Raw genomic sequence first — 23900 nt, 5'->3', positions numbered from 1 at the left:
ACGTTATACAGGTGGGGAGGGGACGTCCGCCCGCCGAGGCCCCCGCGGGTGCCGGGCCCCGTTCAGGGGCTGACCGCGAGCACGATGTAAGCCGCCAGCAGGGAGAGGTGCACCCCGCCCTGGAGCGGGGTGGCGCGGCCCGGAATCACCGTCAGGGTGCCGACCACGAGCGTGAGGGCGAGCAGCACCATGTGCGAGGCGCCCAGGCCGAGCACGAGCGGCCCGTCCAGCCAGACCGAGGCCACCGCGACCGCCGGAATGGTCAGACCGATGCTGGCCATCGCCGAGCCGAGTCCGAGGTTGAGGCTCGTCTGGACGCGGTCGCGGCGGGCGGCGCGCAGGGCCGCGATCGTCTCGGGCAGGAGGACCAGCAGCGCGATGACGACACCGACCACCGAGGCGGGCAGCCCGGCGGCGGCCACCCCGGACTCGATCGTCGGCGAGACGCCCTTGGCCAGGCCGACCACCGAGATCAGGGCGACGGCGAGCAGCCCGAGACTGGTCCGGGCGACCCTGGCCGACGGCGGATCGGCGTGGTCGTCGGCGTCGATGACCTCGCCCTCGGCGGTCACCGGCAGGAAGTAGTCGCGGTGCCGGATGGTCTGGGTCGCCACGAACAGCCCGTACAGGATCAGGGAGGCGACGGCGGCGAAGACGAGCTGGGCCGGGGAGAACTGCGGTCCCGGGGTGCTGGTGGTGAAGGTCGGCAGGGCCAGACTCAGCCCGGCCAGCGCCGCCACCGTCCCGAAGGCGGCCCCGGTGCCCTCCGCGTTGAACACCGCCACGCGCCGCCTGAGCGCGCCCACCAGCAGCGACAGGCCGACGATGCCGTTGCAGGTGATCATGACGGCGGCGAAGACGGTGTCACGGGCCAGGGAACTGCTCTTGTCACCGCCGTCGGCCATCAGCGTCACGATGAGCGCCACCTCGATGATCGTCACCGCGACGGCCAGCACCAGCGACCCGAAGGGCTCGCCGACCCGGTGCGCGATCACCTCGGCGTGATGCACGGCGGCCAGCACCGCCCCGGCCAGACACAGGCTCACCACTGCCACCAGCCAGGCGGAGAGCGAGGCTCCCCAGGTCAGCGCGAGCACGAGAGCGGCGACGACGGGGACGAGGAAGGGCCAGCGCGCGACAAGCAGACGGAACCGAGAGCTCATGCGGAGATCTTTGCAGATTGCGCGTTAAATCCGATTCGTGACGGCTCTGGTGAGGGGCCTGTCGTGGGCGCTGCGTGCGGGGGGCATGGTGCGGTGGGGGAGTGGGCAGGGGGTCGACTGGGATCCCCGCATGCGCGGGGACCACTCGTTCGCGGTGGGGACCATCGACCAGCTCCTGGGAGCACCCCCGCATGCGCGGGGACCACGGGAGCCGACTTGCTGCTTTGCGGCGTGGTCGGCTGCCCTTGGAGCCTACCCGGAGGGTGGTGAGCGAGAGGGGTGGCGGGCGTCATTGAGAAGGGTGTTCATGAGTTCGAAAGCGGCGGTCATGGGGCGCACCCACGGCTCGCGGACCGTGCGCGATCACGGTGTTGCCAGGCCGCAGGCCGTTGCTCGCCCCGCCGCCAAGCCAACCCCTCACCCCGTTGCCGACAGCACGCTGTCGTCCGCCGGGCGGGCCCCCGGCAGGCGGTGGCGGGCCGCGATCAGCGCCGCGTCGATGTCTCGCGTTCCCGTCGAGACGCACAGGGTGTACGCGACGTCGGCCAGCTTCTGGCGTGTGGTCGGCTCCCCGGTGCCCGATATCAGGGCACGCTCCAGCTCCGTGTAGCGCTGGACGAGGTCGTCAAGGACAGCCGGGTGGGCCAGCAGCATGATCTGCTCCTCTGGTGCGGTGAACGATGCGGGGTCTGCTCCCCACTTGCCCCGGCGCTCCCGTCCCATGCCTTCCTCTACTCACGTCAGTTCACGGCAGTGCCGGAAGGGCATCCGTCGGCCACCGTCAACGCGCTCACTCCGGCAGGCCGAACACCGTCAGGATCACGGTCACCGGCGGCAGCAAGGCGCACCACGCGATGGCCCGGCGGGCCTTGGCGAACCGCATGCGGCGCGGCAGGACCCAGCTCGTCAGGAGCAGTGCGGGGGTGACGAAGAAGGTGGCGTACAGGCCACCGGTGACGAGCGAGAGGGCCCGGTCGAGGGCCGCTGAGCAGTTGTCGGGGCCGCAGCCGTCCGTGGCCATCGGGGCGAGGCCGCCGAACAGCAGGGTCACCGGGGCGAGCAGCACCGCGAGCGCCGTCGCCCAGAGGGGCGCTGACGAGGCGTTCTCGTCGTGGTCGGCGGGGCCGCCGGGGCGGACGGTGCGGGCATCGGCGGCCGCGTCGGCGGCGTTGGCGGCGGCCCACGCCCGTCGCAGTTCGCCGTCCGCGCGCACCTTTTGATCGTTCATGACGTCAGTGAAACGTCCGGGCCCGGCTGTGCGCCTCCGGGCGGCTACTCAGGAGGGGACCGTACAGATACTCATCCGTCGGATACCCATTCGCGCGGCTCCAGCCGCAAAAGCATGCGTCCGGGTGATGACGCCCGGTCAGCGCCACGCCCCGCCGCTGCCAGGGCTGTTTCCGGCCACTCGCCGGCCGGCACCCCGGGGAGCCAAGATCGCGTCTTGGTGCTGGTCACCTGCCTGAGCTAGCCTTTGGTGCATTTTCCGGGGGGCGACTGCGGTATGTCGAAGACGCTGTGTCGGGGCTGAAGCGGGTCACCTGCGGGGGCAGGCCGCTTCAGCCCCGGCTCCGCGTCCTGACCTGATGAGCGGAACGAGGTTGGCATGGCTGACACGACGGTTGACGGCTCGGTGCCCGCTCCGCGCGGCAGGGGCGCGCGGGCGGCCGGCAAGGTCGGCGAGCCCGAGCTGCGCCAGCTGCTGGCCGGTCTGACCGCGGTCCGGGACGGTGACTTCGGCACCCGGCTGCCGGACGGGGCCGACGGCCTGCTGGGGGAGATCGCCGAGGTCTTCAACGGCATGGTGGACCAACTGTCGCTGTTCACCTCCGAAGTGACCCGGGTGGGCCGTGAGGTGGGCAGCGAAGGTCGCCTCGGCGGCCAGGCGCGGGTCCCCGGCGTCAGCGGGGTCTGGCGGGACCTGACCGATTCGGTGAACTTCATGGCGGGCAACCTCACCGACCAGGTCCGCAACATCGCGCAGGTCACCACGGCCGTGGCGCAGGGCGACCTGTCCCAGAAGATCACCGTGGACGCCCGGGGCGAGATCCTGGAGCTCAAGAACACCATCAACACGATGGTCGACCAGCTGTCCTCCTTCGCCGACGAGGTCACGCGCATGGCCCGCGACGTGGGGACGGAGGGCATCCTCGGCGGGCAGGCCGACGTCAAGGGCGTCTCCGGCACCTGGCGGGACCTGACCGACTCGGTCAACTTCATGGCCGGGAATCTCACCGCGCAGGTGCGGTCCATCGCCCAGGTGGCCACCGCCGTCGCCAAGGGCGACCTCTCGCAGAAGATCACGGTCACCGCGCGCGGGGAGATCCTGGAGTTGAAGGAGACCATCAACACGATGGTCGACCAGCTCTCCGCCTTCGCCGGGGAGGTGACCCGCGTCGCCCGCGAGGTCGGCACGGAAGGGCGCCTGGGCGGGCAGGCCGACGTCAAGGGCGTCTCCGGCACCTGGAAGGACCTCACCGAGTCCGTCAACGTCATGGCGGACAACCTCACCGCCCAGGTGCGCTCCATCGCGCAGGTCACCACGGCCGTGGCGCAGGGCGACCTGTCGCAGAAGATCCGGGTGGACGCGCGGGGGGAGATCCTGGAGTTGAAGGAGACCATCAACACGATGGTCGACCAGCTCTCCGCGTTCGCGGACGAGGTCACCCGCGTCGCCCGCGAGGTCGGCACCGAGGGCAACCTCGGCGGCCAGGCCACGGTGCGCGGGGTGTCCGGCACCTGGGAGGACCTCACCGACAACGTCAACGTCATGGCCTCCAACCTGACCGGGCAGGTGCGGTCCATCGCCCAGGTGGCCACCGCCGTCGCCAGGGGTGACCTCTCGCAGAAGATCACCGTGGAGGCCAAGGGCGAGGTGGCCGCGCTCGCCGGGGTGATCAACACCATGGTCGACACGCTGTCCGCGTTCGCGGACGAGGTCACCCGCGTCGCCCGCGAGGTCGGCACCGAGGGCAGGCTCGGCGGCCAGGCGCGCGTCCCCAACGTCGCCGGCACCTGGAAGGACCTCACCGACAACGTCAACTCCATGGCCAACAACCTGACCGGACAGGTGCGCAACATCGCCCTGGTCACCACCGCCGTGGCCAACGGAGACCTCTCCAAGAAGATCGACGTGGACGCCCGCGGCGAGATCCTGGAGCTCAAGACGACCATCAACACGATGGTCGACCAGCTGTCCTCCTTCGCCGCCGAAGTCACCCGCGTCGCCCGGGAAGTGGGCAGCGAGGGCCGCCTCGGCGGCCAGGCCGAGGTCGAGGGCGTCTCGGGCACCTGGAAGCGGCTGACGGAGAACGTCAACGAGCTCGCCGGCAACCTCACCCGCCAGGTCCGGGCCATCGCCGAGGTCGCCAGCGCCGTTGCCGAGGGCGACCTGACCCGCTCCATCACCGTGGACGCCTCCGGCGAGGTGGCCGAGCTCAAGGACAACATCAACGCGATGGTGGGGTCCCTGCGCGAGACGACCCTGGCCAATCAGGAACAGGACTGGCTCAAGTCCAACCTCGCCCGGATCTCCGGGCTGATGCAGGGCCACCGTGACCTCGCCGTCGTCGCCGAACTCATCATGGACGAGCTCACCCCGCTCGTCTCCGCCCAGTACGGCGCCTTCTACCTGGCCGAGGACACCGGCGGCCACACCGAACTCTCCCTCATCGGCTCCTACGGCCGTCCCGCCGGCAGCAGCCCGCACCTCCGCTTCCGGCTGGGCGAGTCCCTGGTCGGCCAGGCGGCCCGCAGCCGCCGCACCATCGCCGCCGAGGGGGTGCCCGCCGACTACGTCACCCTCTCCTCCGGGCTGGGCCAGAGCTCCCCGGGCAGCCTGATCGTGCTGCCCATCGTCGCCGAGGACCAGGTCCTCGGCGTCATCGAACTGGCCTCCTTCACCCCCTTCACCCCCGTGCACCGCGCCTTCCTCAGCCAGCTCATGGAGACGGTCGGCGTCAACGTCAACACCATCGTCGCCAACGCCCGCACCGACGAGCTCCTGGGCGAGTCCCAGCGCCTGGCCGCCGAGCTGCAGGCCCGCTCCCAGGAGCTCCAGGTCCAGCAGGAAGAACTGCAGCGCTCCAACGCGGAACTGGAGGAGAAGGCCGCCCTGCTGGCCTCCCAGAACCGGGACATCGAGGCGAAGAACCTCCAGATCGAACAGGCCCGCCAGGAGCTGGAGGACCGCGCCCAGCAGCTCTCCCTCACCTCCAAGTACAAGTCGGAGTTCCTGGCGAATATGAGCCACGAGCTGCGCACCCCGCTCAACAGCCTCCTGATCCTCGCGCAGCTGCTGGCCCAGAACCCCGCCCGCAACCTGACTCCCAAGCAGGTCGAGTACGCCGGCATCATCCACTCCGCCGGCTCCGACCTCCTGCAGCTGATCAACGACATCCTCGACCTGTCGAAGGTCGAGGCGGGCAAGATGGACATCAACCCCGAACGGGTGCCGCTGCGCCGCCTCCTGGACTACGTCGAGGCCACCTTCCGGCCGCTGACCACCCAGAAGAGCCTCGACTTCACCATCACCAACGCCACCGGGGCCCCGGCCGACCTGCTCACCGACGACTCCCGGCTGCGGCAGGTCCTGCGCAACCTGCTCTCCAACGCCGTCAAGTTCACCGAGCGCGGCGGCGTCGAGCTGCGGATCGAGCCGGTGGCGGACGGTGAGCTGCCCGATTCGGTGCGCCCGGGCGGGCCGGCCGTGGCCTTCCGCGTCAAGGACACCGGCATCGGCATCCCCGAGCAGCAGCTGGAAACAATCTTCGGCGCGTTCCAGCAGGCCGACGGCACCACCAGCCGCAAGTACGGCGGCACCGGCCTGGGCCTGTCCATCAGCAGGGAGATCGCCTATCTCCTCGGCGGTGCCGTCACCGCGCAGAGCGTCCCCGGCCAGGGCAGTACCTTCACCCTCTACCTGCCCGTCCGCCACCCGGAATTCGAGGGCCACGCGGCGGCCGAGGCGGGGGCCGCGGCCGAGGCGGCCCCCGCCGGCGGGGCGCTGCGGCCGGCCGCCGCCGAGCCGGCGCCCCCGCGCAAGCGGCGCCTGCTGGTGATCGAGGAACGCAGCCGGGGGCTGCTGTCCCTCGTCGCCGAGAGTGCGGTCGCCGACCTCACCGGCGGCCGCGGCCTGGCCGACCCGCGGGACACCGTCGAGGTCGACGGGGCCGTCGGCGCCCAGGAAGCGGCCGCCGCCCTGGCGGCCGAGCCCTGCCACTGCGTCGTCCTGGACCTCGACATGCCCGGCGACGAGGCGCTGCGCTTCCTGGAGACCATGGACGGCGACGCCGGGCTGCGCGCCGTCCCCGTCCTCGCCCACAACAACCGCCGCATGGACCCGGCCCAGGAGCGGGCTCTGGAGGCCCGGACGGAGACCCAGCCGCTGGAGCTCCTCTCCAGCCTGGACGAGCTGCGCGAGCGCATCGCCCTGCACCTGTCCGCCGAGCAGCTGGGCGACGTCCTGCCGCTGGCCCGCCCGGAGGACTCCCGCGCACCCGCGCCCCGGGCCGTCGACGACGCGCTGGCCGGCCGCACCGTCCTCGTCGTCGACGACGACGCCCGCAACCTCTACGCGATCAGCGGCATCCTCGAACTGCACGGCATCGAGGTCCGGCACGCCGAGAACGGCCGCAAGTGCATCGAGACCCTCGCCCAACACCCGGAGATCGATCTGATCCTGATGGACGTGATGATGCCGGAGATGGACGGCTACGCGGCCACCGCCGAGATCCGGCGCATGCCCGCCCACGCCGGCCTGCCCGTCATCGCCGTGACCGCCAAGGCGATGCCCGGCGACCGCGAGAAGAGCCTGGCCTCCGGGGCCAGTGACTACGTGACCAAGCCGGTGGACGCGGACGACCTCATCGCGTGCGTCCGGCGCTGGCTGGCCACCTGAGCGCTCCGCCGGAAGCAGCGCGCGTCATCGGCGGGTGCGTTGTGGCCGGCCGCGCCCCTGCGGGCGCGGCCGCACCGCACAGGACTTCGTCAAGCCCCGCTGAGGACCCGCCCGGCACCGGACGCACCGGGCTCCCACCGTCCCTTCCGCTCTCTCGTACCCACCTTGGTGCATCACCCTCCGGCATCAGGTAAGGAGTTCCACCGTGCACCCTCCCCAGCAGCCGGGTGACCATCCCCCGCGCGCCGCGCGGCCCGCCTCCGTCCCGGGCGCGAGGCTGCCCGGTCGGGAAGAGCACGGCTCGACGGTCGGCCGGCTGGCCGCCACGGTGGAACGGCTGCGCACCGAGGTGCGGGCCGCGCACGCCGCGGCCGACGGCCGGGCCCTGGTCGAACTCGCCAAGGGCATCCTCATCGAACGCCTCACCTGCGGCCCGGCGGAGGCGGCCCGGCAGCTCGCCGCCCTCGCCGACCAGGCGGGCATGTCCCAGCTGGAACTGGCCGCCGACATCATCAACCAGGCGTCCCAGGACCGGCTCTCGCAGGCGGCCGGCGAGTTCCTCGCCCGCACCGGCCGGCCCGCCGAGGCCCCGGCGGACGCCCCGCCGTCCGCCGCCATCAGGCTGCGCACCGCCGAGAGCGCCGCCCTGGCCGCCGCCGACACCCAGGCGGTCGCCGCGTCCCTCCTCGCCTACGCCCTGGGCCCCCTGGGCGCGACCGCCGTCGCCATCTGGGCCGCCGGCCACGACGCCTCCCTCACCCTGACCGGCCACGCCGGGTTCACCGCCGAGGAAGCCGGCCGCTGGTGCTACGTGCCGCCGGGGGTGGCCACCGTCGCCCGGCACGCGCTCAGCGAGCGCGCGGCGGTGTGGTTCCCGGCCCTGTCCGAGGCCGACCCTCCCTCGATCGGCACCCGGGACGCGGCGTGCGGCCGGGTGGCCGTCCCCGCCGGCACCGGCGGCCGCATCGTGGGCGTGCTGGAGATCTGCTGGCCGCACCCCGTCGCCCCCCAGCCGCCCCAGATCCAGCGGCAGATCGAAGCCCTGGCCGAGCTGTGCGCGCACACCCTGGAGACCCGGCCCGTCACCGGCACCCGCACCGACAGCGCGCTCCACCGCGATCTGGACGAGCTCGTCGACCTCGCCGACGGCCTCCACGACCCCGCCCTCGTGCTGCTGCCGCACCTCGACGCCGACGGGAACCTCACCGACTTCCGCATCCGCCACACCAACCGGCGCTTCGTCGATCCGGCCGGCCGGCCCCGTACCGCCGTCAGCGGTGCCCTCCTGCTGGAGGCGTACCCCATGGCCGCCGGGGACAGCAATCTGTTCGAGGCCGTGGAGCGGGTCTACGCCACCGGCGAACCGTTCCGCGCCGAGCGGATGACCCTCACCGCCCTCGTCGACCAGGTGCCCCTGGCGGCGGTCGCCGACATCAGCATCAGCCGCTGCGGCGGCAGCGTCCTGCTCCTGTGGCGGATCGAGGACGAGGCGGCCCGCCTCGCCAGCCTGTTGCAGCACGCCCAGCGCCTCGGCCGGATCGGCGGCTTCGAGGAGAACGTCCTGACGGGCGAAGTCACCTGGAACCGTCAGCTGTTCACCCTCCACGGGCTGCCGCCCACCGCGCGGCCCGTCCCCCTGGAGGACCTGCCCGCGCACGCCCACCCCGACGACGCCGTCGCCCTGGGACGGTTCCTGCGGACCCTGATGCACCACCGGCGGCCCGCTTCCACGGCCTTCCGCCTCCACCGGCCCGACGGCATCATCCGCCACGTCCGCCTTGTCGCCGAGCCCGTGCTGGACGCCCACAGCCGGCTGCTCGCCCTGCGCGGCGCCTACCAGGACATCTCCGCCCAGCACTGGACGGAGGTCGCCCTGGCCGCCACCCGTGACCAGCTCGCCCACACCGAGCAGGAGTCGGCCGAACGCAACCGGCTGGCCCTGCAGCTCCAGCACGCGATCATGCCGCCCGCCCGGGCCCCCTTCAACGCTCCCGGCCTGAACATCGCCGTGCGCTACCGGCCCGCGGAGACCGATCACCTGGTCGGCGGCGACTGGTACGACGCGGTCACCCTGCCGTCCCAGCAGATCCTGCTGTGTGTGGGGGACATCGCGGGCCACGGCATCGAGGCGGCCACCAGCATGATCGTCCTCAGGAACGCCCTACGCGGCCTCGCCGTCACCGGCGCGGGCCCCGCCCAGCTCCTGACCTGGCTCAACATCGTGGCCCACCACCTGACCGAGCGGATCACCGCCACCGTGGTCTGCGGCCTGTACGACCCCGTGGCCCGCACCCTGCGCTGGGCCCGCGCCGGCCACCTCCCGCCCGTCCTGGTCAGTGGCGACCGGGCCGTCACCCTGCCCCTGCTCAAGGGGATGCTCCTGGGCGCCCTCGCCGACGCCGTCTACGAGGAGGGCGAGGTGCGGCTGGCGAGCGGGGACACGCTGCTGATGTTCACCGACGGGCTGGTCGAGCGGAAGGGCTCGCTCCTCCAGGATTCCCTGGACCACCTGATGGCCACCGCGAAGGTGCCGACCGTCACGCTGGAACAGCGGCTGGACCGGCTGCTGACCCACAGCAGGGCCGACACCGACGACGACACCTGCCTCGTGGGCGTCCAGGCGGTGTGAGCGCCGCCCCCGCCGCTACCGCCGCAGGTAGCAGCGGATGGTGGTGCCCTGGGCGCGGGTGTGCGTGCGGACCAGGTCGGTGAGGCAGTGGACGAGGAGCAGCCCGCGGCCGCCGGGGCGGCCGGGCGGGACCGGGTGGCGGCCGGCCAGGGGGTCGCCGAGGTGCCCGCGGTCCTCGACCTCGTACACCACGTGACCGTCCTCGCCCCAGATCCGCAGAGTGCCGGTGCCGCCGCCGTGCACCACGCTGTTGGTGGTCAGCTCCGCCACGGACAGGGCCAGGTCGTCCTGCCGGTCCGGGGGCAGGCCCAGGCCGGTGGCGAGCCGGGTCGCGAAGTGCCGGGCGTCCGGGAGGGTTTCGGCGTCGAAGGCGAAGGCGGCGGCGCCGGGCGCGAGGGGCAGCGGCCGGTTGCAGGCGGCGATGATCTGATCCGGTGCGTAGGAGGCGCTGGGCCGCTCCTTGCCGGCGTCGATGATCACGGGGTGGGTGGCGTGGGCGTCGTCGAGGGCGGCCGCGCTCAGCCGGCTGGTGTCGTAGGGGCAGACGATGGTGACGTCGCGCCCCGTGAAGGCGTGGTTGATCAGTGCCTCGTGCTGGACGCAGGCCGGGTACTCCGCCGGGCTGCGGCCGGCCCACACCGGTTCGCCGATGATCCGCACGTGGCCGCCCTGGTGGGCGTCGGCGAAGGCGCGCAGCACGCGGGGGATGATCCGGCCGGGGTTGCGCCCGGCCTGCTCCATGTCGATGAGCCGGACCGCGCCGGCGGCCTCGGCCCCCAGGGCGTCCCGCAGGAGGGCGAGCTGCCGCCCGGGGACGGCCACCGCCACGGGCTCGCCGGCGGCCAGCCCGTCCAGGACGAACGGCACGGTGCCTGCCAGGTACTCGGCCTCGTCCCGGTAGAACAGCGCCGGGTGGACGAACACCTCGGCCGCGGCGGTCTTGCCCGTCACCCCGTCACCTCGATCGCGCTCAGGTCGGACCAGAACATCTCCAGCGTGCGGCGCAGCGACGACGGCGGCCGGTCGATGACGATCCGTCTGCCGTCGGCACCCATCCGCTGGGCCGTCAGCGCCAGGGCGGACGTGCCGGCGACATCGACGAACGTGACGGCCGACAGCTCCAGGTAGGCGTCCCCGTCGTGCTGGAGCAGCCGTTCCAGCGCGCCCTGCCACTGGCCGCGGGTCGTCAGGCCGACCTCGCCGGAGGCGCGCACACCGGACCGGTCCGTCAGCGGACGGATGTCGAGGGCGCACCCGTGTGGCGGTCCCGTGGCCGCTCCTGTCGCATCTGGCATCCGCCGACCTCGCTTCGGTTGCTGTGTGGCGAGGGCCAGTATGGCCCACCGCGTGCCCTCGGCGTGAGGCGCCGTCGGGAGGGGCCCGGTGACCTGCGGCCGGGAGCGGCCGGCCCGCGCGCCCGTGGCAGGGGGCGCCCGCTCCGGGGCGTGCCGTTCCTCCTTCACCACCCCGGGGGAGGGCTTCGGCGGGGGAGCGGCGGGCATACGGAAGGACACCGGGACCGGCCGCCGCGGCGGGGACCGGGGCAGGAATCCGACGACGGACCGGGAGGTGGCCATGGTCTGGTGGGGGTGGCTGATCGCCGTGATCGCGGTGCTGCTCGTGGCAGCCGCCGTGACAGCAGGGATACAGGCGCGCCGGCGGGCCGGCACCGTCATCGCGGTGCAGCGCGGACGCCGGCCCGGCACCGGGGGAGGGACACCGTGAGCAGCACCCTGACGCTCGCCTCCGCGCTGGCCAAACGGCCGGTGGTGACGCTCGGCGGGGAGGCCGTCGCCCGGATCAAGGACACCGTCTTCGACGGTCCGGCCGGGCAGGTCACCGGCTTCACCCTCAACGGTCTCGGCCTGCTGGCCGGCCCGCTCAAACAGAGCCTGCCCTGGTCGGGGGTGCACGCCGTGGGCCCGCACGCCGTGCTGATCCCCGGCCGGGAGGTGCTGGCCGAGTCCGCCGCCGTCGTCGCCTCCGGTGAGGCGTCCCACGGTGTGGTCCTGGGGGTGCGGGTCCTCACGGACGACGGCACGGAGATCGGCACCGTCCTCGACGCCGTCGTCGACGGCGGCGGCCGCGTCGTCGGCTTCCGCATCGACGCCGCCGAACCGCTCGACCACCGGGGGCGCAGCGTCTTCATCCCCCGCGGCGAAGCCCTGGCCGTCTCCGGTGAGGCCCTCGTCGTCCCGGCGGACGCCGGCGGCTTCACCGCCGAGGACCTGCCCGGTTTCACCGCGCAGGTCGAGCTCTTCCGCGCCCGGCAGAGCGCCGGGCGGGGCCGGCCGGTAAAGGGGAACCCGTGGTGATGCTCTTCTCCCGTACCCGCGGCCTGCCGGTCGTCACCGCCGAGGAGGCGGCCGAGCTGGGCACGGTCAAAGCCCTGACGGTCGATGCCACCGACCGGCGGGTCGGCCACCTCTTCCTGTCCGGTGGCAGGTCCGGCGGCCCCGGTGCTCTGCCCTGGAGCCGGGTGCGGGCGGTCGGGCCCGACGCCGTCATCGTCCACTCCGCCGTCGCCGCGCACCCCGAGCCCGCCCCGGTCCGCGCCGAGGTCCTGGGCAGCCGGGTGCTGACGGACGGGGGCGAGGAACACGGCACGGTCGAGGACGTGGCCTTCGACCCCGTGACCGGCCGCATCGACACCGTCCACACCACCCGCGGTGCCGTCCCCGGCGACCGCCTGATCGGGCTGGGCGAGTACGCCCTCGTCGTCCGCGCCGGCTGAGCCCTTCGCCCCGGCGGGTGCCGGGTGCCCCCGTGGCCGCGGCGGCACCCGGCCGTTCTCGTGTCAGCTCCGGGGTTCCGGCCGCCGGCCCGGCGGCTGCTCCGGCTCCGGGCGGGGCTCCGGCAGGACGACCGGGCAGGTGACGGGCCGGTCCCGGGCGACGGTCACCGGCCGGTCCTCGTGGCGGAGTTCGAGCGGCTCGCCCTCCACCAGCGTGTAGGTGGCGGAGGTTCCGGCCACCTCCACGCGCAGCCGGCGGCCCCGGACCTGGACGCTGAAGGCCAGCCGGGTCAGCTTCTCGGGCAGTTTCGGCGCGAAGCTCAGGACGCCGCCGGCGTGCCGCATCCCGCCGAAGCCCGCGACGAGGGCGAGCCACGTCCCGGCGAGCGAGGCGATGTGCAGCCCGTCGCGCGTGTTGTTCTCCAGGTCCTCCAGATCCATCAGGGCCGCCTCGCCCAGGTAGGCGTGGGCGAGGTTGAGGTGCCCCACTTCGGCGGCCATCACCGCCTGGCAGCACGCGGACAGTGAGGAGTCCCGGACCGTCAGCGCCTCGTAGTAGGCGAAGTTGCGGGCCTTCTGCGCCGCGGTGAAGGCGTCACCGCGCTTGTACATCGCGAGGACGAGGTCGGCCTGCTTGACCACCTGCTTGCGGTACAGGTCGAAGTAGGGGAAGTGCAGCAGCAGGGGGTACTGGTCGGGCCGGGTGCCGGCGAAGTCCCAGACCTGGTGGCCGGTGAACCCGGCGGACTGCTCGTGGACGCCCAGCTTGTCGTTGTACGGCATGGCCATCGTCGCGGCGGCGTCCCGCCAGGCGGCGCTCTCCTCGTCGCCGGCCCCCAGCGCGGCCGCGGCCCGCGGGTGGCGCCCCGCCGCGTCGGCGGCGGCCCGCAGGTTCTGCTGGGCCATCACATTGGTGTAGAGGTTGTCGTCCGCGACCGCGCTGTACTCGTCGGGCCCGGTCACCCCGTCGAGGTGGAAGGTCCCGTGCGGGTCGTGGTGGCCGAGCGACATCCACAGCCGGGCGGTCTCCACCAGCAGTTCCACGCCGGTCTCCCGCTCGAACTCCTCGTCGCCGGTGGCCTCCGTGTACCGGACGACGGCGTCGGCGATGTCGGCGTTCACGTGGAACGCGGCGGTGCCGGCCGGCCAGTAGGCCGAGCACTCCGCGCCGTCGACGGTCCGCCAGGGGAAGGCCGCCCCGCGCAGCCCCAGCTGCCCGGCCCGCTCCCGCGCGGCCGGCAGGGTGCTCTGCCGCCAGCGCAGCGCCTCCGCCACGGCCTCCGGCGAGGTGTAGGTGAGCAGCGGCAGCACGAAGCTCTCGGTGTCCCAGAAGGAGTGGCCGTCGTAGCCGGAGCCCGTCAGGCCCTTCGCCGGGATGGCGCGCCGCTCGGCCCGGGCGCCGGCCTGGAGCACGTGGAAGAGCGCGAACCGCACGGCCTGCTGGATCTGCGCGTCGCCGTCGACCTCGACGTCGGCGCGGGCCCAGAAGTCGTCGAGGAAGGCGCGCTGCCCGTCGGCCAGCCCCCGCCAGCCCGTGTCGGCCGCGCCGGCCAGCGCGGCGTCCACCTGGTCGCGCACGGCGGGCAGGGAGCGGACGCCCGACCAGCCGTAGGCGACCAGCTTCTCCAGCCGCAGCGTCTGCCCGGCCGCCAGCTCCGAGGTGACCGTGAGCCGACTGACGTCCTCCCCGCTCTCGCCGGAGGTGCTGGTGCCGTCCGGGCCCGTCACCGTGTGGTGCGCGGCGGCCGCCACGCGCAGGCCGCTGCGCCGGGTGCGGTGCACCAGCCGCAGCCGGGTGTCCGAGGCGAAGTGCTCCTCCGGCTCCAGCGGGGACGCCGGCGCCGCCGCGGCCCGGGGGTCGCCGGAGCCGGCCGGGAGCTGTTCGTTGGCGACGAGTTCGGACTGGACGACGACCCGGGCCGGCCCGTCCAGCGGCTGGACCTCGTAGGCGACGGCGGCGACGGACCGCTGGGTGAAGGAGACCAGGCGGGTGGAGCGCACCCGCACCCGGCGGCCGGCCGGGGAGGTCCACTCGCAGGTGCGGTGCAGCAGCCCGGTCCGCAGGTCGAGGGTGCGCTCGTGGGAGTGGACCCGCCCGTAGCGCAGGTCGAAGGGCTCGTCGTCGACGAGCAGCCGGATCAGCTTGCCGTTGGTGACGTTGATGACGGACTGCCCCGAGGCGGGGTAGCCGTACCCCGCCTCGGCGTAGGGCAGCGGGTGGAGTTCGTGCACCCCGTTGAGGTAGGAGCCGGGCAGGCCGTGCGGCTCTCCCTCGTCGAGGTTGCCGCGCCAGCCCACATGGCCGTTGGACAGGGAGAACACGGACTCGCTCTGGGGCAGCACGTCCAGGTTCAGCCGGGACTCGCGCAGGGTCCACGGCTCGACGGCGTAGGAGGAGTGGGTGATCACGCGCGGCCCTCCAGTGCGGCGAGGTCGGTGACGACGGTGTCCGCGCCGTGCTCGCGCAGGGCGGCCGCCTGGCCGGTCCGGTCGACGCCGACGACGTACCCGAAGCGGCCGGCCCGGCCGGCGTCCATGCCGGCGAGGGCGTCCTCGAAGACGGCCGCCTGCCCGGGCTCGACCCCCAGGTCGCGGGCCGCGGCGAGGAAGGTGTCCGGGCGGGGTTTGCCCGGCAGGCCCCGCTCGGCGCTGACCACGCCGTCGATCCGCACGTCGAAGTGGTCTTCCAGGCCGACGGACCGCAGCACGTCGCGGCAGTTGGCGCTGGAGGAGACCACGGCGGTCCGCAGCCCCGCCTCCCGCACGGCCGCCAGGTAGCGGACGGATCCCGGGTACGCCTCGACGCCGTCGTCACGGATCCGCCGGAGCAGCAGCTCGTTCTTGCGGTTCCCCAGGCCGTGCACCGTCTCGCGCTCCGGGGGGTCGCCGGGGGCGCCCTCCGGCAGATCGATGTCCCGTGAGGCGAGGAACGTGCGCACGCCGTCGGCGCGCGGCCGCCCGTCGACGTACCGGCTGTAATCGGCGACGGGGTCGAAGGGCCGGAAGCCCGCGCCGTCACGGCGGCGCAGGAAGTCGTCGAACATCTCCTTCCACGCGGCGGTGTGGACGACGGCGGTCTTGGTGATGACACCGTCGAGATCGAACAGACAGGCGGTGATCGTGTCGGGGAGCCCGGTCGTGGTCAGGTGTGGAGAGGTCATGGAGGGCCGCTTTGCCCCCGGTGGCCACCGCATACCGGTGTGCGGGTCTCCCGTGGTGTGGAGGACTTCACACCCCAAATGTGCCCCGGAGGGGTTTGGGGCGGCGGAGCGGGCCGGGGCGGGCGCGGTGCCGGCTGGGGCGAACCGGTCAACTTGGGCCCGCTCGTGTGGTGCGGGCCGCCGCGCGGGGAACCTCTTGCGTCCGAGGGCTCCCGCGGGCGGGGCCACGGACGGGAGAGGGCCGGGCATGGGCGACGACTTCGTGCTGGACACCACCAGGATCCGCGAGGACGCGCGGCGGAAGATGGAGGAAGGGCCCGTCACCGACTCCTACGGGCTCGACCGGGAACGGGTGGTCGCCGTCCTCAACGACGTGATCGCCACGGAGGTGGTGTGCTGGCTGCGCTACACCCGTCACGCCATCTCGGCGACCGGCATCGACCGGGCGCAGGTGGCGTCGGAGTTCACCGAGCACGCGGCGCAGGAGATGCAGCACGCCCTGCGGGCCGCCGAACGGGTCTCCCAGCTCGGCGGCGAACCCGACTTCGACCCGGCGACGCTCGCCCGGCGGGCCCACACCGACTACACCACCCCGTCGCCGGAGGACCTGGCGGCGATGCTGCGCGACAACCTGCTCGCCGAACGGATCGTCATCGCCGGCTACCAGGAGATCGTGCGCTGGCTGGGCGACGGCGACCCGACCACGCGGCGTCTGCTGGAGTCGATCCTGGAGGAGGAAGAGGAACACGCCGACGACCTCCTCGACCTGCTGGGGGGCCGGCCGGGCGGGTGACCGCCCGGCGGGGCCTCAGGACAGCGGGGCGCCGCCCGGGGCGGCCGGGCTCATCGACTCGAAGTGGAAGGCGCTGATGTAGCAGTCCCGCGGCTGCCCGATCGCGAAGGTGACGCAGTCCAGCACCGACTGCGCGGTGAGCGGGTCCCCGGCGCCGCGCGGGGCGGCGTCCCACTCCGGGGACAGGGGGTCGCGGCTGCTGTCGAAGTCCGGCGGGAAAAGGGAGATCACGCGGACGCCCTGGGGGCGCAGCCGGTGCGAGAGGGCTTCGGTGAAGCCCCGCTGGGCGTGCTTGGCGGCGTAGTACGCCTCGTGCGCGACGGCGTGCCGGGTGCCGGGAACCCCGCAGTTGGACACCATCGTGACGATGTCGGGGTGCGGTGAGGCCAGCAGCAGCGGCAGCAGGTTCTTCGTCACGAGGACGGTGCCGGTGCCGCCCGAGGCGAGGGTGTCCACCACGTCCTCGTCGGTGACCGACAGGAGGTCGGGTCCCTCCAGCCAGCGGGCCGCGTTGTTGACGAGGACGTCGATGTGGCCGGTGCTCCGGCCGAGCGCGCCGGCGAACGCGCGGACCGAGGCGGGGTCGGACAGGTCGCAGGCGAAGGCGTGCACCCGGTCGTGGCCGCGCCCGGCTATTTCGGCGCGGGTGCGCTCGGCCGCCTCCAGGGTGCGCGCGGTGAGGAAGACCTCGGCTCCGAGGCCGGCGAAGTGGTGGGCGAGCGCGCGGCCGAAGTCGCGGCCGGCTCCGGTGATGACGACACGGCGGTCGGTGAAGTTCATGGCGTTCCTCGGGTCGGGACCGGCTGGGCGGACGGGGAGGCGGACCCCTGGCGAGGGGCCGGGGCCGGAAGAGGCTCCCGGGACCGCCTTAGTGATCATGCCTCAGCGGACGGGCCCCGGTCTTCCCCCCTTCGCGGGTTCCCCGGGGCGGCCCGGACGGCTCAGCGCGTGGCCGGGGCCCGCGGTGGCGAGGGGAGGCCCGCCAGGGCGGCCCGCAGGCGGGACGAGGTGATCAGGGCCATCGCCTGCCCGTCGCGCAGGACGACGGCCGTGTCCTGCCCGCACCCGTCCAGTTCGGCGAGGACCGCGGAGGCCGGCTCGCCGTAGCCGAAGTGCGGCAGGGGCGGCCCGGGCCGCTCCCCGACGGCGGCGGTCAGGGTGGTGCCGCCGTCCCGCACCGCCGCTTCCAGGCCCTCCAGGGTCACCGACCCCGTCAGCTCGGGGGCGGTGGGACGCCGGCCGGGGCCCACCGGGCACGGTCCGGTCGGCAGCACGGCGGGGGCGTCGCCGTCCCGCCCGGCGCGGAGGGCCGCCAGGGCGTCGGCGACCGTGGTGCGCGCGGGGAGGTACGGCAGTGGCGGGGCGCTCTCGTCCGTCGTGACGGTGTCCGCCAGCCGGGTGCCGTCCTCGTCGCCGTCGAGGAAACCCATGCGCAGCATCCAGGCGTCGTCGAAGTACTTGGAGAGGTAGTGCCTGCCGGAGTCCGGGAGGACGACGACCACGACGGCGCCCGGGCCCGCGGCGGCGCCGACGCGCAGGGCCGCGGCCAGCGCCGTGCCGGAGGACCCGCCGGCGAGCAGCCCCTCCTCGCGCGCCAGCCGGCGGATCGACAACAGCGCATCCCGGTCCGTGACCGGCAGGACGCGGTCGACGACGTCCTGGTGATAGGAGCTCGGCCAGGGGTCGTCGACGGTCTCGGGGTGGCGGAAGTGCCCGGCGGCCTCGATGAAGTACGGGCGGCCGTCGCCGCCGGAGTAGACGGAGGACGCGGGGTCGGCGCCGACCACCTCGACAGTGCCGCCGCTGACCTCCTTGAGGTAGCGGCCGGCGCCGCTGATCGTGCCGCCGGTGCCGACACAGGACACCAGATGGGTGACCCGTCCGCCGGTCTGCCGCCAGATCTCCGGGCCCGTGGTCAGGTAGTGCGCCTCGGGGTTGGCCGGGTTGTCGTACTGGGCGGCGAGCCAGGCTCCCGGTGTCTCCTCCGCGATCCGCGCCGCGGCGTTGACCGGGTGATCCGGGTGCTCGCGCGGCAGCCCGCCGGGACAGACCACCACCTCGGCGCCGAAGGCCCGCAGCATGGCGAGCTTCTCCCGGCTGATCCGGTCCGAGACGACCACGACGGCGCGGTAGCCCTTCCGCGCGGCCACCATGGCGACAGCGATGCCGGTGTTGCCGGACGTGGCCTCGACGACGGTCCCGCCCGGGGACAGCAGTCCGTCCCGTTCCGCCTTCTCGATCATGCGGAGACCGATCCGGTCCTTGGAACTGCCGCCGGCGCTCGCGAACTCCACCTTGGCGTAGACGGCCGCGGAGCCGCCGGCGGGGGTGCGCAGGCGCACCAGGGGGGTGCCGCCGATGAGTTGGAGCACCGACTCGTGAACATCCATCAGCGCACCCTTACCAGGCGGGCCGCACGGTAAACGGCCCGGTGGCATCGCGCGAGCGGGCCGGGCCGCCCCGTGGGGGGACGGCCCGGCCCGGGCGGCCGGTCGGGTCAGGTCACCATCGGTACCAGCGACCGCGTCCACCGCTGGGGCCGGTGGAGCGTGCGACGAAGCCGAGGAGCCAGACCACGAGGACCACGACCGCCACCCACCACAGGACCTTCACCGCGAAGCCGGCCCCGAAGAGGAGCAGGGCGAGGAGCAGAACCAGAAGCAAGGGAACCATGTCATCCACCTCCGAACAGGCGTGTGCCCTGCGAAGCGCCGCTCACGCCTGGCGAATTCAGTCGTCGTCCGGTGCGGGAGGCCGGCCGGGGGCGGAGCTTTCCGTACGCGTCGGTGAGCAGCGCGTCCAGCGGTCTGACCTGGCGGCTGCTGCGCCGCGTGACGATCCGGCGGTCGGTGCGCGCGGGTGCGGACGCTGTGGCCGGACGGTTCGAGGCGGTTGGCCCCATGCCGCCCCGAAAGGGCTTTATGGTGAAGATGTATCCCCGTGGAGGTACCTTGAGCGGCGTCGCACCCTCCCCTTCCCCGCGCCAGTGGTGGGGCGTCATCGCCGTATCGCTGGGCGTGGCCCTGATCGTGGTCGACTTCACGATCGTCAACGTGATCCTCGCCCCCGTCGTCGAGGACCTCGCGATCGGCTCGGCGGGAGCCCAGTGGTTCCAGGAGTCCTACGCCATCGCCTTCGCCGCGCTGCTCCTGCTCGCCGGACGCCTCAGTGACCTGCACGGCGCCCGCAGGGTCTTCCTGATCGGCCTGGCCGTCTTCGGCGCGACGAGCCTGCTGGCCGCCGCCGCGCCCGACGGCGGCCTGCTGATCGCGGCGCGGTTCCTGCAGGGCGTCGGCGGCGCCATGGTCCTGCCGACGTCCCTGGCCCTGGTCAACGCGGCGTTCACCGGCACGGCCCGGGCCCGGGCGTTCGCCGTCTGGGGGTCGACCATCGGCGCCGCCGCGGCCGCCGGCCCGCTGCTGAGCGGCTGGCTCGCGGACTTCTCCTGGCGCTGGGCGTTCGGCGTCAACATCCCCCTCGTCGCCCTGATCATGGCCGGGACCCTGCTCCACCTGCCCACCTCCCCCCGCACCCGGGGCCGTGTCGACGTCCGGGGCGCGCTGCTGTCGGCGGCCGGGCTGGGGCTGCTGGCGGTCGCGCTGATCGAAGGGCGCACCTACGGCTGGCTGTTCACCACCGAGCCGCTGACCGTCGGCGGTCTGTCGTGGAGCGGCGGCCCTTCCCCGGTCCTCGTCGCGTTCGCCGTGGCGGCGTCGGCCCTCTTCGCGTTCTGGCGCCGGCAGGCGGCGCTCGGCCGCGCGGGAGAGGAGCCGCTGATGGACGTACGGCTGTTCGCCATCCCCTCGTTCCGCAACGGCAACATCGTGACGGTGGTCGTCGGCCTCGGCGAGTTCGGCATCATCGCGGTGCTGCCGCTGTGGCTTCAGTTCGCCCTGGGCTACAGCGCGTTCCAGGCGGGTCTCGCGCTCGCCGCCGTCGCCGTGGGCAGCTTCTTCGCGAGCGGCGTGAGCTTCTCGATGGCCGCCTCGGTCCCGGCGGCCGTACAGGTGCGGATCGGCCTGCTCGTGGAGGCCGCCGGACTCGCGGCACTGGGGCTGATCGCCGCTACCGACAGCTCCTGGTGGCTGATCGCGGTCGCGCTGTTCGGGTACGGCGTCGGCGTCGGATTCGCCACGGCGCACGTCACCAGCATCGTCCTCGCGGACGTGCCCGCCCGGAGCGCCGGGCAGGGCTCGGGCATCCAGAGCGCGGCCCGCGAGCTGGGTTCCGCGCTCGGCATCGCCCTGCTCACCACCCTGTTCTTCAGCACGCTCACCTCCGGGGTGCGGGACCGCCTCGCGGACGCCGGTCTCCCGGCGGCGGAGGCCGGACGGCTCGGGCAGGTGGTGACGGAGAGCGCCGGATCGGTGATCCCCGCCCTCGCGGCCGACCCGCGCACCGCGACGGCCGCCGACGCCGCCCGTGAGGCGATGGCCGCCGGCGTCGCCCTGGCCGGTTATGTCTGCGCCGGGCTGCTGGTGCTGGCGCTGGTGGCCACCTGGTGCGTCCCGTCCGGTACCGAGACCGCCGCCCCGGAGCGCGAGCCGGCCCGGCGCGAGCCCGGACCGCCCTGACGGCTCGCCCGCCGTCAAGCCGGGCACGGGCGGGGCCGCTTCGGCCTCATGGCCTCCCTCAGGCACCGATTGTCAGGAACAGAGCATCGATTATCGGACGTTCGAGCGAATCGCCCCCGCGACGAATAAAGATCACGGGTGCCCCTTCCGTCGCAGGCCACCACCTTGCGGCGACCCTCCGGGTGCGGGATGCGTGGCAGATCTTGAGAGGGGTGCTGTTCGCGAAATGATCGAGTCTGTCCAGATAGCTCCGCTGGCTTTGACTTAACCGCCCACATAGTCAAATGTTTGCCAAATGTCCGTAACGCAGCAGTACAAGGGGACCAGCCCCTTACGGAACCGAGATTTCCGATTACTCCTGTCCGGGGCCACCGTCAGCCAGGTCGGTACACAAGTGACCCTGGTGGCCCTGCCCTTGGTCGCCGTCGTCGAACTCCGGGCGTCGGCACCCGAGGTCGCGTTGCTGACCGCCGCCGAGACCGCCGCGTTCCTGCTGATCGGCCTGCCCGCCGGCGCGTGGGTGGACCGCATGCGGCGCCTGCCCGTGCTCATCCGCGCCGACCTCGTGCGCGCCGCGGCGATGGTGAGCCTGCCCCTCGCCGCCTGGGCCGGCCTGCTGACGATGACCCAGCTCTACCTCGTCGCCCTGATCACCGGCATGGCCACCGTCTTCTTCGACGTCGCCCACCAGAGCTACCTGCCCGCCCTCCTGCCCCGGGAAGGGCTCGTGGCGGGCAACGGCGCGCTGGAGACCGCCCGTTCCTCCGCGCAGGTGGCCGGCCCGGGCCTGGGCGGCGCGCTGGTGCAGATCCTCGGCGCGCCCTTCGCCCTCCTCGCCGACGCCGTCGGCTACCTCGTCTCCGCCCTCTTCCTGCGCGGCATCCGCACCCGCGAGGCACCCCCCGAGCCCACCCCGGGCACCCCGCTGCGCTCCCAGGTCGCCGAGGGGCTCGCGTTCGTGCTCCGGCACCCGGTGCTCCGCGTGATCGCCGCCGCCACCGGGGTCGCGAACTTCTTCTCCGCCATGCTCCTGTCCGTGCAGACGGTGTTCCTGGTGCGCGTCCTGGACCTGCCGCCCGGCGTCCTCGGCCTGATGCTCTCCGCCTCGGCCGTCGGCGGCCTGGCGGGCGCGCTGTGCGCGGGCCCGATCGCCCGCGCCGTCGGCCAGGCCCGGACCATCTGGCTGGCCCCCGTCGCCACCGGCCCGTTCGCCGTCCTGTGGCCCCTGGCCGGACGCGGACCCGCGGCCGTCTGGTTCGCCGTCGCCTCCGCCGCCGTCTTCTTCGGCGCCGTCGTCTACAACGTCGCCCAGGTGAGCTTCCGGCAGCTGCTCTGCCCCCCGCGGCTCCTCGGGCGGATGAACGCCACCCTGCGCTTCATGGTCTGGGGCACCATGCCGCTGGGCGCCCTGCTCGGCGGGGCCGTGGCGGGGGCCGCCGGGCCCCGGGCCGCGGTCTGGGTCTGCGCGGCGGGCTTCCTCCTCGTGCCGGTCCCCCTTCTGCTGTCCCCGCTGCGGCGCCTGCGGGACCTCCCCGCGCCCGCCGCGGTCTGAGCCGCCACCACGCCGCCCACCAGCCCTCACGCCACCCGTGCGTCCGGAGGAACCCGTGCAGCACCGCACCATCACCACCCAGTACCTCGACCGCTTCCGCGACGTCGCCGGGACCGCCGGCGAGCTGCTCCCCGTCACCGGCGCGCAGCGCAGGTTTCTGCTCGCCCGGCGCATGGACCCGAGCGGGCGCGCCGCCGTCGTCCCCCTCTTCTTCACCTTCCCCCGCGGCTCCGTCGACCTGAGCCGCCTCCGGTCCGCCGCCGGGTACCTCGCCGCCCTGCACCCCGCCCTGCGGGCCCGCCCCGTGACCGTGCGCGGCGTCCCGGCCTTGCGCGCCGCCGACGCCGGGCCCCGGGCGGACCGGGTGGTACCGCGCCCCGGCGAGAGCGCGGCCGACGCCCTGCGCCGCACCCTCGCCGACTGGCCCGCCGAGGGCCCGCCCCTGCGGCTGTTCCTCGCCGCGGAAACCGCGGGCGCCGAGGGCCGGGAGATCCTGGCCGTCGCCATGGACCACGCGGCCTGCGACGAGGCGTCCCTCGGCCGCGTCCTGGCCGGGCTCACCGACGCCTACCGCGACGCCCTCGGCCCGGGGGACGTCACCGCGGTCCGCGCGGCCGGCGAACTGGACTCCTACCGCGAGGCCGTCCACCTGCAACTCGCCGCGGAGGCCCGCGCGTCGGGCCCCGGCTCCCTCGCCTACTGGTCCGCGCGGGCCGCCGCCCTCCGCCCGGCCCCCGCACCCCGCCCGGCCGGCTCCGGCACGGGCACCGGCGCCGCCCGGCACCGGCTGCCCCTCGCGACGGACGACTCCCGGGCCACCGCCTTCCCCGTCCTCCTCGACGCCTGCGCCGCCGCCGCGCGCACCCTCCACGGAGCGGACCTCGTCCCGCCCCTGGGCTACCCGTGGGGCGGCCGGCCCGCCGGGGCGCCCCCCGCCCTGGGTTGCTTCCTCAACACCGTCCTCCACCCCGCCACCGCCGAGGGGCTCACCGAGCGGACCACCTCCTGGTGGGACGACCTCGACCACGCGGACACCCCCTTCGACGAGGTCGTCCACGCCGCCCGCACGGCGGGCGCGGCCTGGCCCGGGCGGCTCGACGGCCTGCTCACCTTCGAAGACCTCACCCACCGGCCGCCGCTGCGGCTCGGCGACGCCACCGGGTGCGAGACGCACCTCGACGGCCGCCCGCTCCAGGCCCCGTTCGCCGTGTCCGTCTCCTACGGGTCCGACCTCCTCGTACGGATGGCCTGGGACCGGAACCGCTTCGCCGACCACCTCGCCGAGCACGCCTTCGACACCCTGCTCGCCACCTTGCGCACCCACACGGCGACCGCCGTACCGGTGGGCTGACACCGCTTTCCGCACCACCCGGTTCCCGCCACCACCCCCCGCGG

Annotated in this window: 19 protein-coding genes; 9 read left to right on the top strand and 10 right to left on the bottom strand. The window is 73.9% G+C overall.

Features of this window, described 5'->3' with window-relative positions; genetic code table 11:
* Positions 1 to 62: 62 nt before the first annotated feature.
* From ABZ951_RS19245 to ABZ951_RS19235, 3 genes are all read right to left on the bottom strand, one after another.
* Complete coding sequence (locus ABZ951_RS19245; protein ID WP_344087585.1) at positions 63 to 1163, bottom strand: ionic transporter y4hA; 1101 nt, start codon at positions 1161 to 1163, stop codon at positions 63 to 65.
* Between the two features lie 417 nt (positions 1164 to 1580).
* The gene (locus tag ABZ951_RS19240; protein ID WP_344087673.1) at positions 1581 to 1817 is read right to left on the bottom strand and encodes a DUF5133 domain-containing protein; all 237 of its coding nucleotides are present in this window, start codon (positions 1815 to 1817) and stop codon (positions 1581 to 1583) included.
* A gap of 136 nt (positions 1818 to 1953) precedes the next feature.
* On the bottom strand, positions 1954 to 2391 hold the full coding sequence (locus tag ABZ951_RS19235; protein WP_344087582.1) for a hypothetical protein: 438 nt from the start codon (positions 2389 to 2391) through the stop codon (positions 1954 to 1956).
* Positions 2392 to 2769: 378 nt separating this feature from the next.
* Here ABZ951_RS19235 and ABZ951_RS19230 point away from each other — a divergent pair, with 378 nt between their 5' ends.
* Together ABZ951_RS19230 and ABZ951_RS19225 are read left to right on the top strand one after the other, a co-directional pair.
* A complete protein-coding gene (locus ABZ951_RS19230; protein WP_361280312.1) occupies positions 2770 to 7062 on the top strand; it encodes a HAMP domain-containing protein in 4293 nt (1430 codons plus the stop codon).
* A gap of 277 nt (positions 7063 to 7339) precedes the next feature.
* Positions 7340 to 9691: a SpoIIE family protein phosphatase gene (locus tag ABZ951_RS19225; protein ID WP_344087670.1), complete on the top strand. Its 2352-nt coding sequence runs from the start codon at positions 7340 to 7342 to the stop codon at positions 9689 to 9691.
* 15 nt (positions 9692 to 9706) lie between these two features.
* On the opposite strand, the gene ABZ951_RS19220 is transcribed toward ABZ951_RS19225, so the two are convergent.
* Entirely contained in the window at positions 9707 to 10642 is a 936-nt protein-coding gene (locus tag ABZ951_RS19220) for a sensor histidine kinase (protein WP_344087576.1), read from the bottom strand.
* Positions 10639 to 10986, bottom strand: a complete 348-nt coding sequence (locus tag ABZ951_RS19215; protein WP_344087572.1) for an STAS domain-containing protein — start codon at positions 10984 to 10986, stop codon at positions 10639 to 10641. The genes ABZ951_RS19220 and ABZ951_RS19215 overlap by 4 nt, the downstream gene beginning before the upstream one ends.
* Positions 10987 to 11074: 88 nt before the next feature.
* Between ABZ951_RS19215 and ABZ951_RS19210 the strand changes: the two genes are divergently transcribed.
* Genes ABZ951_RS19210 through ABZ951_RS19200 form a run of 3 tightly spaced genes read left to right on the top strand, consistent with a single transcriptional unit; the run spans position 11075 to position 12425 of the window.
* Positions 11075 to 11416, top strand: a complete 342-nt coding sequence (locus tag ABZ951_RS19210) for a hypothetical protein (protein ID WP_344087569.1) — start codon at positions 11075 to 11077, stop codon at positions 11414 to 11416.
* Positions 11413 to 12006 carry a PRC-barrel domain-containing protein gene (locus ABZ951_RS19205; protein WP_344087566.1) on the top strand — a complete coding sequence of 198 codons (594 nt, stop codon included), beginning with the start codon at positions 11413 to 11415 and terminating at the stop codon, positions 12004 to 12006. The genes ABZ951_RS19210 and ABZ951_RS19205 overlap by 4 nt, the downstream gene beginning before the upstream one ends.
* Positions 12006 to 12425 (top strand): PRC-barrel domain-containing protein, encoded by a 420-nt coding sequence (locus tag ABZ951_RS19200; RefSeq protein ID WP_344087667.1) that lies wholly within the window; start codon positions 12006 to 12008, stop codon positions 12423 to 12425. Before ABZ951_RS19205 ends, ABZ951_RS19200 begins: the two co-directional genes overlap by 1 nt.
* 63 nt (positions 12426 to 12488) lie before the next feature.
* Here the strand turns inward: ABZ951_RS19200 and ABZ951_RS19195 are convergent, their stop codons facing one another.
* Complete coding sequence (locus ABZ951_RS19195; protein ID WP_344087564.1) at positions 12489 to 14834, bottom strand: glycosyl hydrolase family 65 protein; 2346 nt, start codon at positions 14832 to 14834, stop codon at positions 12489 to 12491.
* Positions 14831 to 15571 carry a beta-phosphoglucomutase family hydrolase gene (locus ABZ951_RS19190; protein WP_344087664.1) on the bottom strand — a complete coding sequence of 247 codons (741 nt, stop codon included), beginning with the start codon at positions 15569 to 15571 and terminating at the stop codon, positions 14831 to 14833. The genes ABZ951_RS19195 and ABZ951_RS19190 overlap by 4 nt, the downstream gene beginning before the upstream one ends.
* 262 nt (positions 15572 to 15833) lie before the next feature.
* Here ABZ951_RS19190 and ABZ951_RS19185 point away from each other — a divergent pair, with 262 nt between their 5' ends.
* Positions 15834 to 16379, top strand: a complete 546-nt coding sequence (locus ABZ951_RS19185; RefSeq protein WP_344087562.1) for a ferritin-like domain-containing protein — start codon at positions 15834 to 15836, stop codon at positions 16377 to 16379.
* Positions 16380 to 16394: 15 nt separating this feature from the next.
* On the opposite strand, the gene ABZ951_RS19180 is transcribed toward ABZ951_RS19185, so the two are convergent.
* From ABZ951_RS19180 to ABZ951_RS19170, 3 genes are all read right to left on the bottom strand, one after another.
* Positions 16395 to 17159, bottom strand: coding sequence for an SDR family oxidoreductase (locus ABZ951_RS19180; protein ID WP_344087559.1), 765 nt, complete (start codon positions 17157 to 17159; stop codon positions 16395 to 16397).
* A 161-nt stretch (positions 17160 to 17320) separates the two neighbouring features.
* Positions 17321 to 18769 carry a pyridoxal-phosphate dependent enzyme gene (locus ABZ951_RS19175; protein ID WP_344087556.1) on the bottom strand — a complete coding sequence of 483 codons (1449 nt, stop codon included), beginning with the start codon at positions 18767 to 18769 and terminating at the stop codon, positions 17321 to 17323.
* Between the two features lie 112 nt (positions 18770 to 18881).
* On the bottom strand, positions 18882 to 19052 hold the full coding sequence (locus tag ABZ951_RS19170; RefSeq protein WP_344087553.1) for a hydrophobic protein: 171 nt from the start codon (positions 19050 to 19052) through the stop codon (positions 18882 to 18884).
* A gap of 278 nt (positions 19053 to 19330) precedes the next feature.
* On the opposite strand from ABZ951_RS19170, the gene ABZ951_RS19165 reads away from it, so the two are divergent.
* The 3 genes from ABZ951_RS19165 to ABZ951_RS19155 all read left to right on the top strand — a co-directional run bounded on the left by ABZ951_RS19165 (position 19331) and on the right by ABZ951_RS19155 (position 23856).
* Positions 19331 to 20953 carry an MFS transporter gene (locus ABZ951_RS19165; RefSeq protein ID WP_344087550.1) on the top strand — a complete coding sequence of 541 codons (1623 nt, stop codon included), beginning with the start codon at positions 19331 to 19333 and terminating at the stop codon, positions 20951 to 20953.
* Between the two features lie 295 nt (positions 20954 to 21248).
* Positions 21249 to 22505 carry an MFS transporter gene (locus tag ABZ951_RS19160; protein WP_344087547.1) on the top strand — a complete coding sequence of 419 codons (1257 nt, stop codon included), beginning with the start codon at positions 21249 to 21251 and terminating at the stop codon, positions 22503 to 22505.
* Positions 22506 to 22560: 55 nt separating this feature from the next.
* Positions 22561 to 23856 (top strand): non-ribosomal peptide synthetase, encoded by a 1296-nt coding sequence (locus tag ABZ951_RS19155; protein WP_361280307.1) that lies wholly within the window; start codon positions 22561 to 22563, stop codon positions 23854 to 23856.
* Positions 23857 to 23900 lie beyond the last annotated feature (44 nt).

Source organism: Streptomyces sp. NPDC046215 (assembly GCF_040646215.1).
In the GTDB taxonomy this organism is placed as follows: domain Bacteria; phylum Actinomycetota; class Actinomycetes; order Streptomycetales; family Streptomycetaceae; genus Streptomyces; species Streptomyces stramineus.
This window is presented reverse-complemented; position numbering and strand designations above follow the sequence as displayed.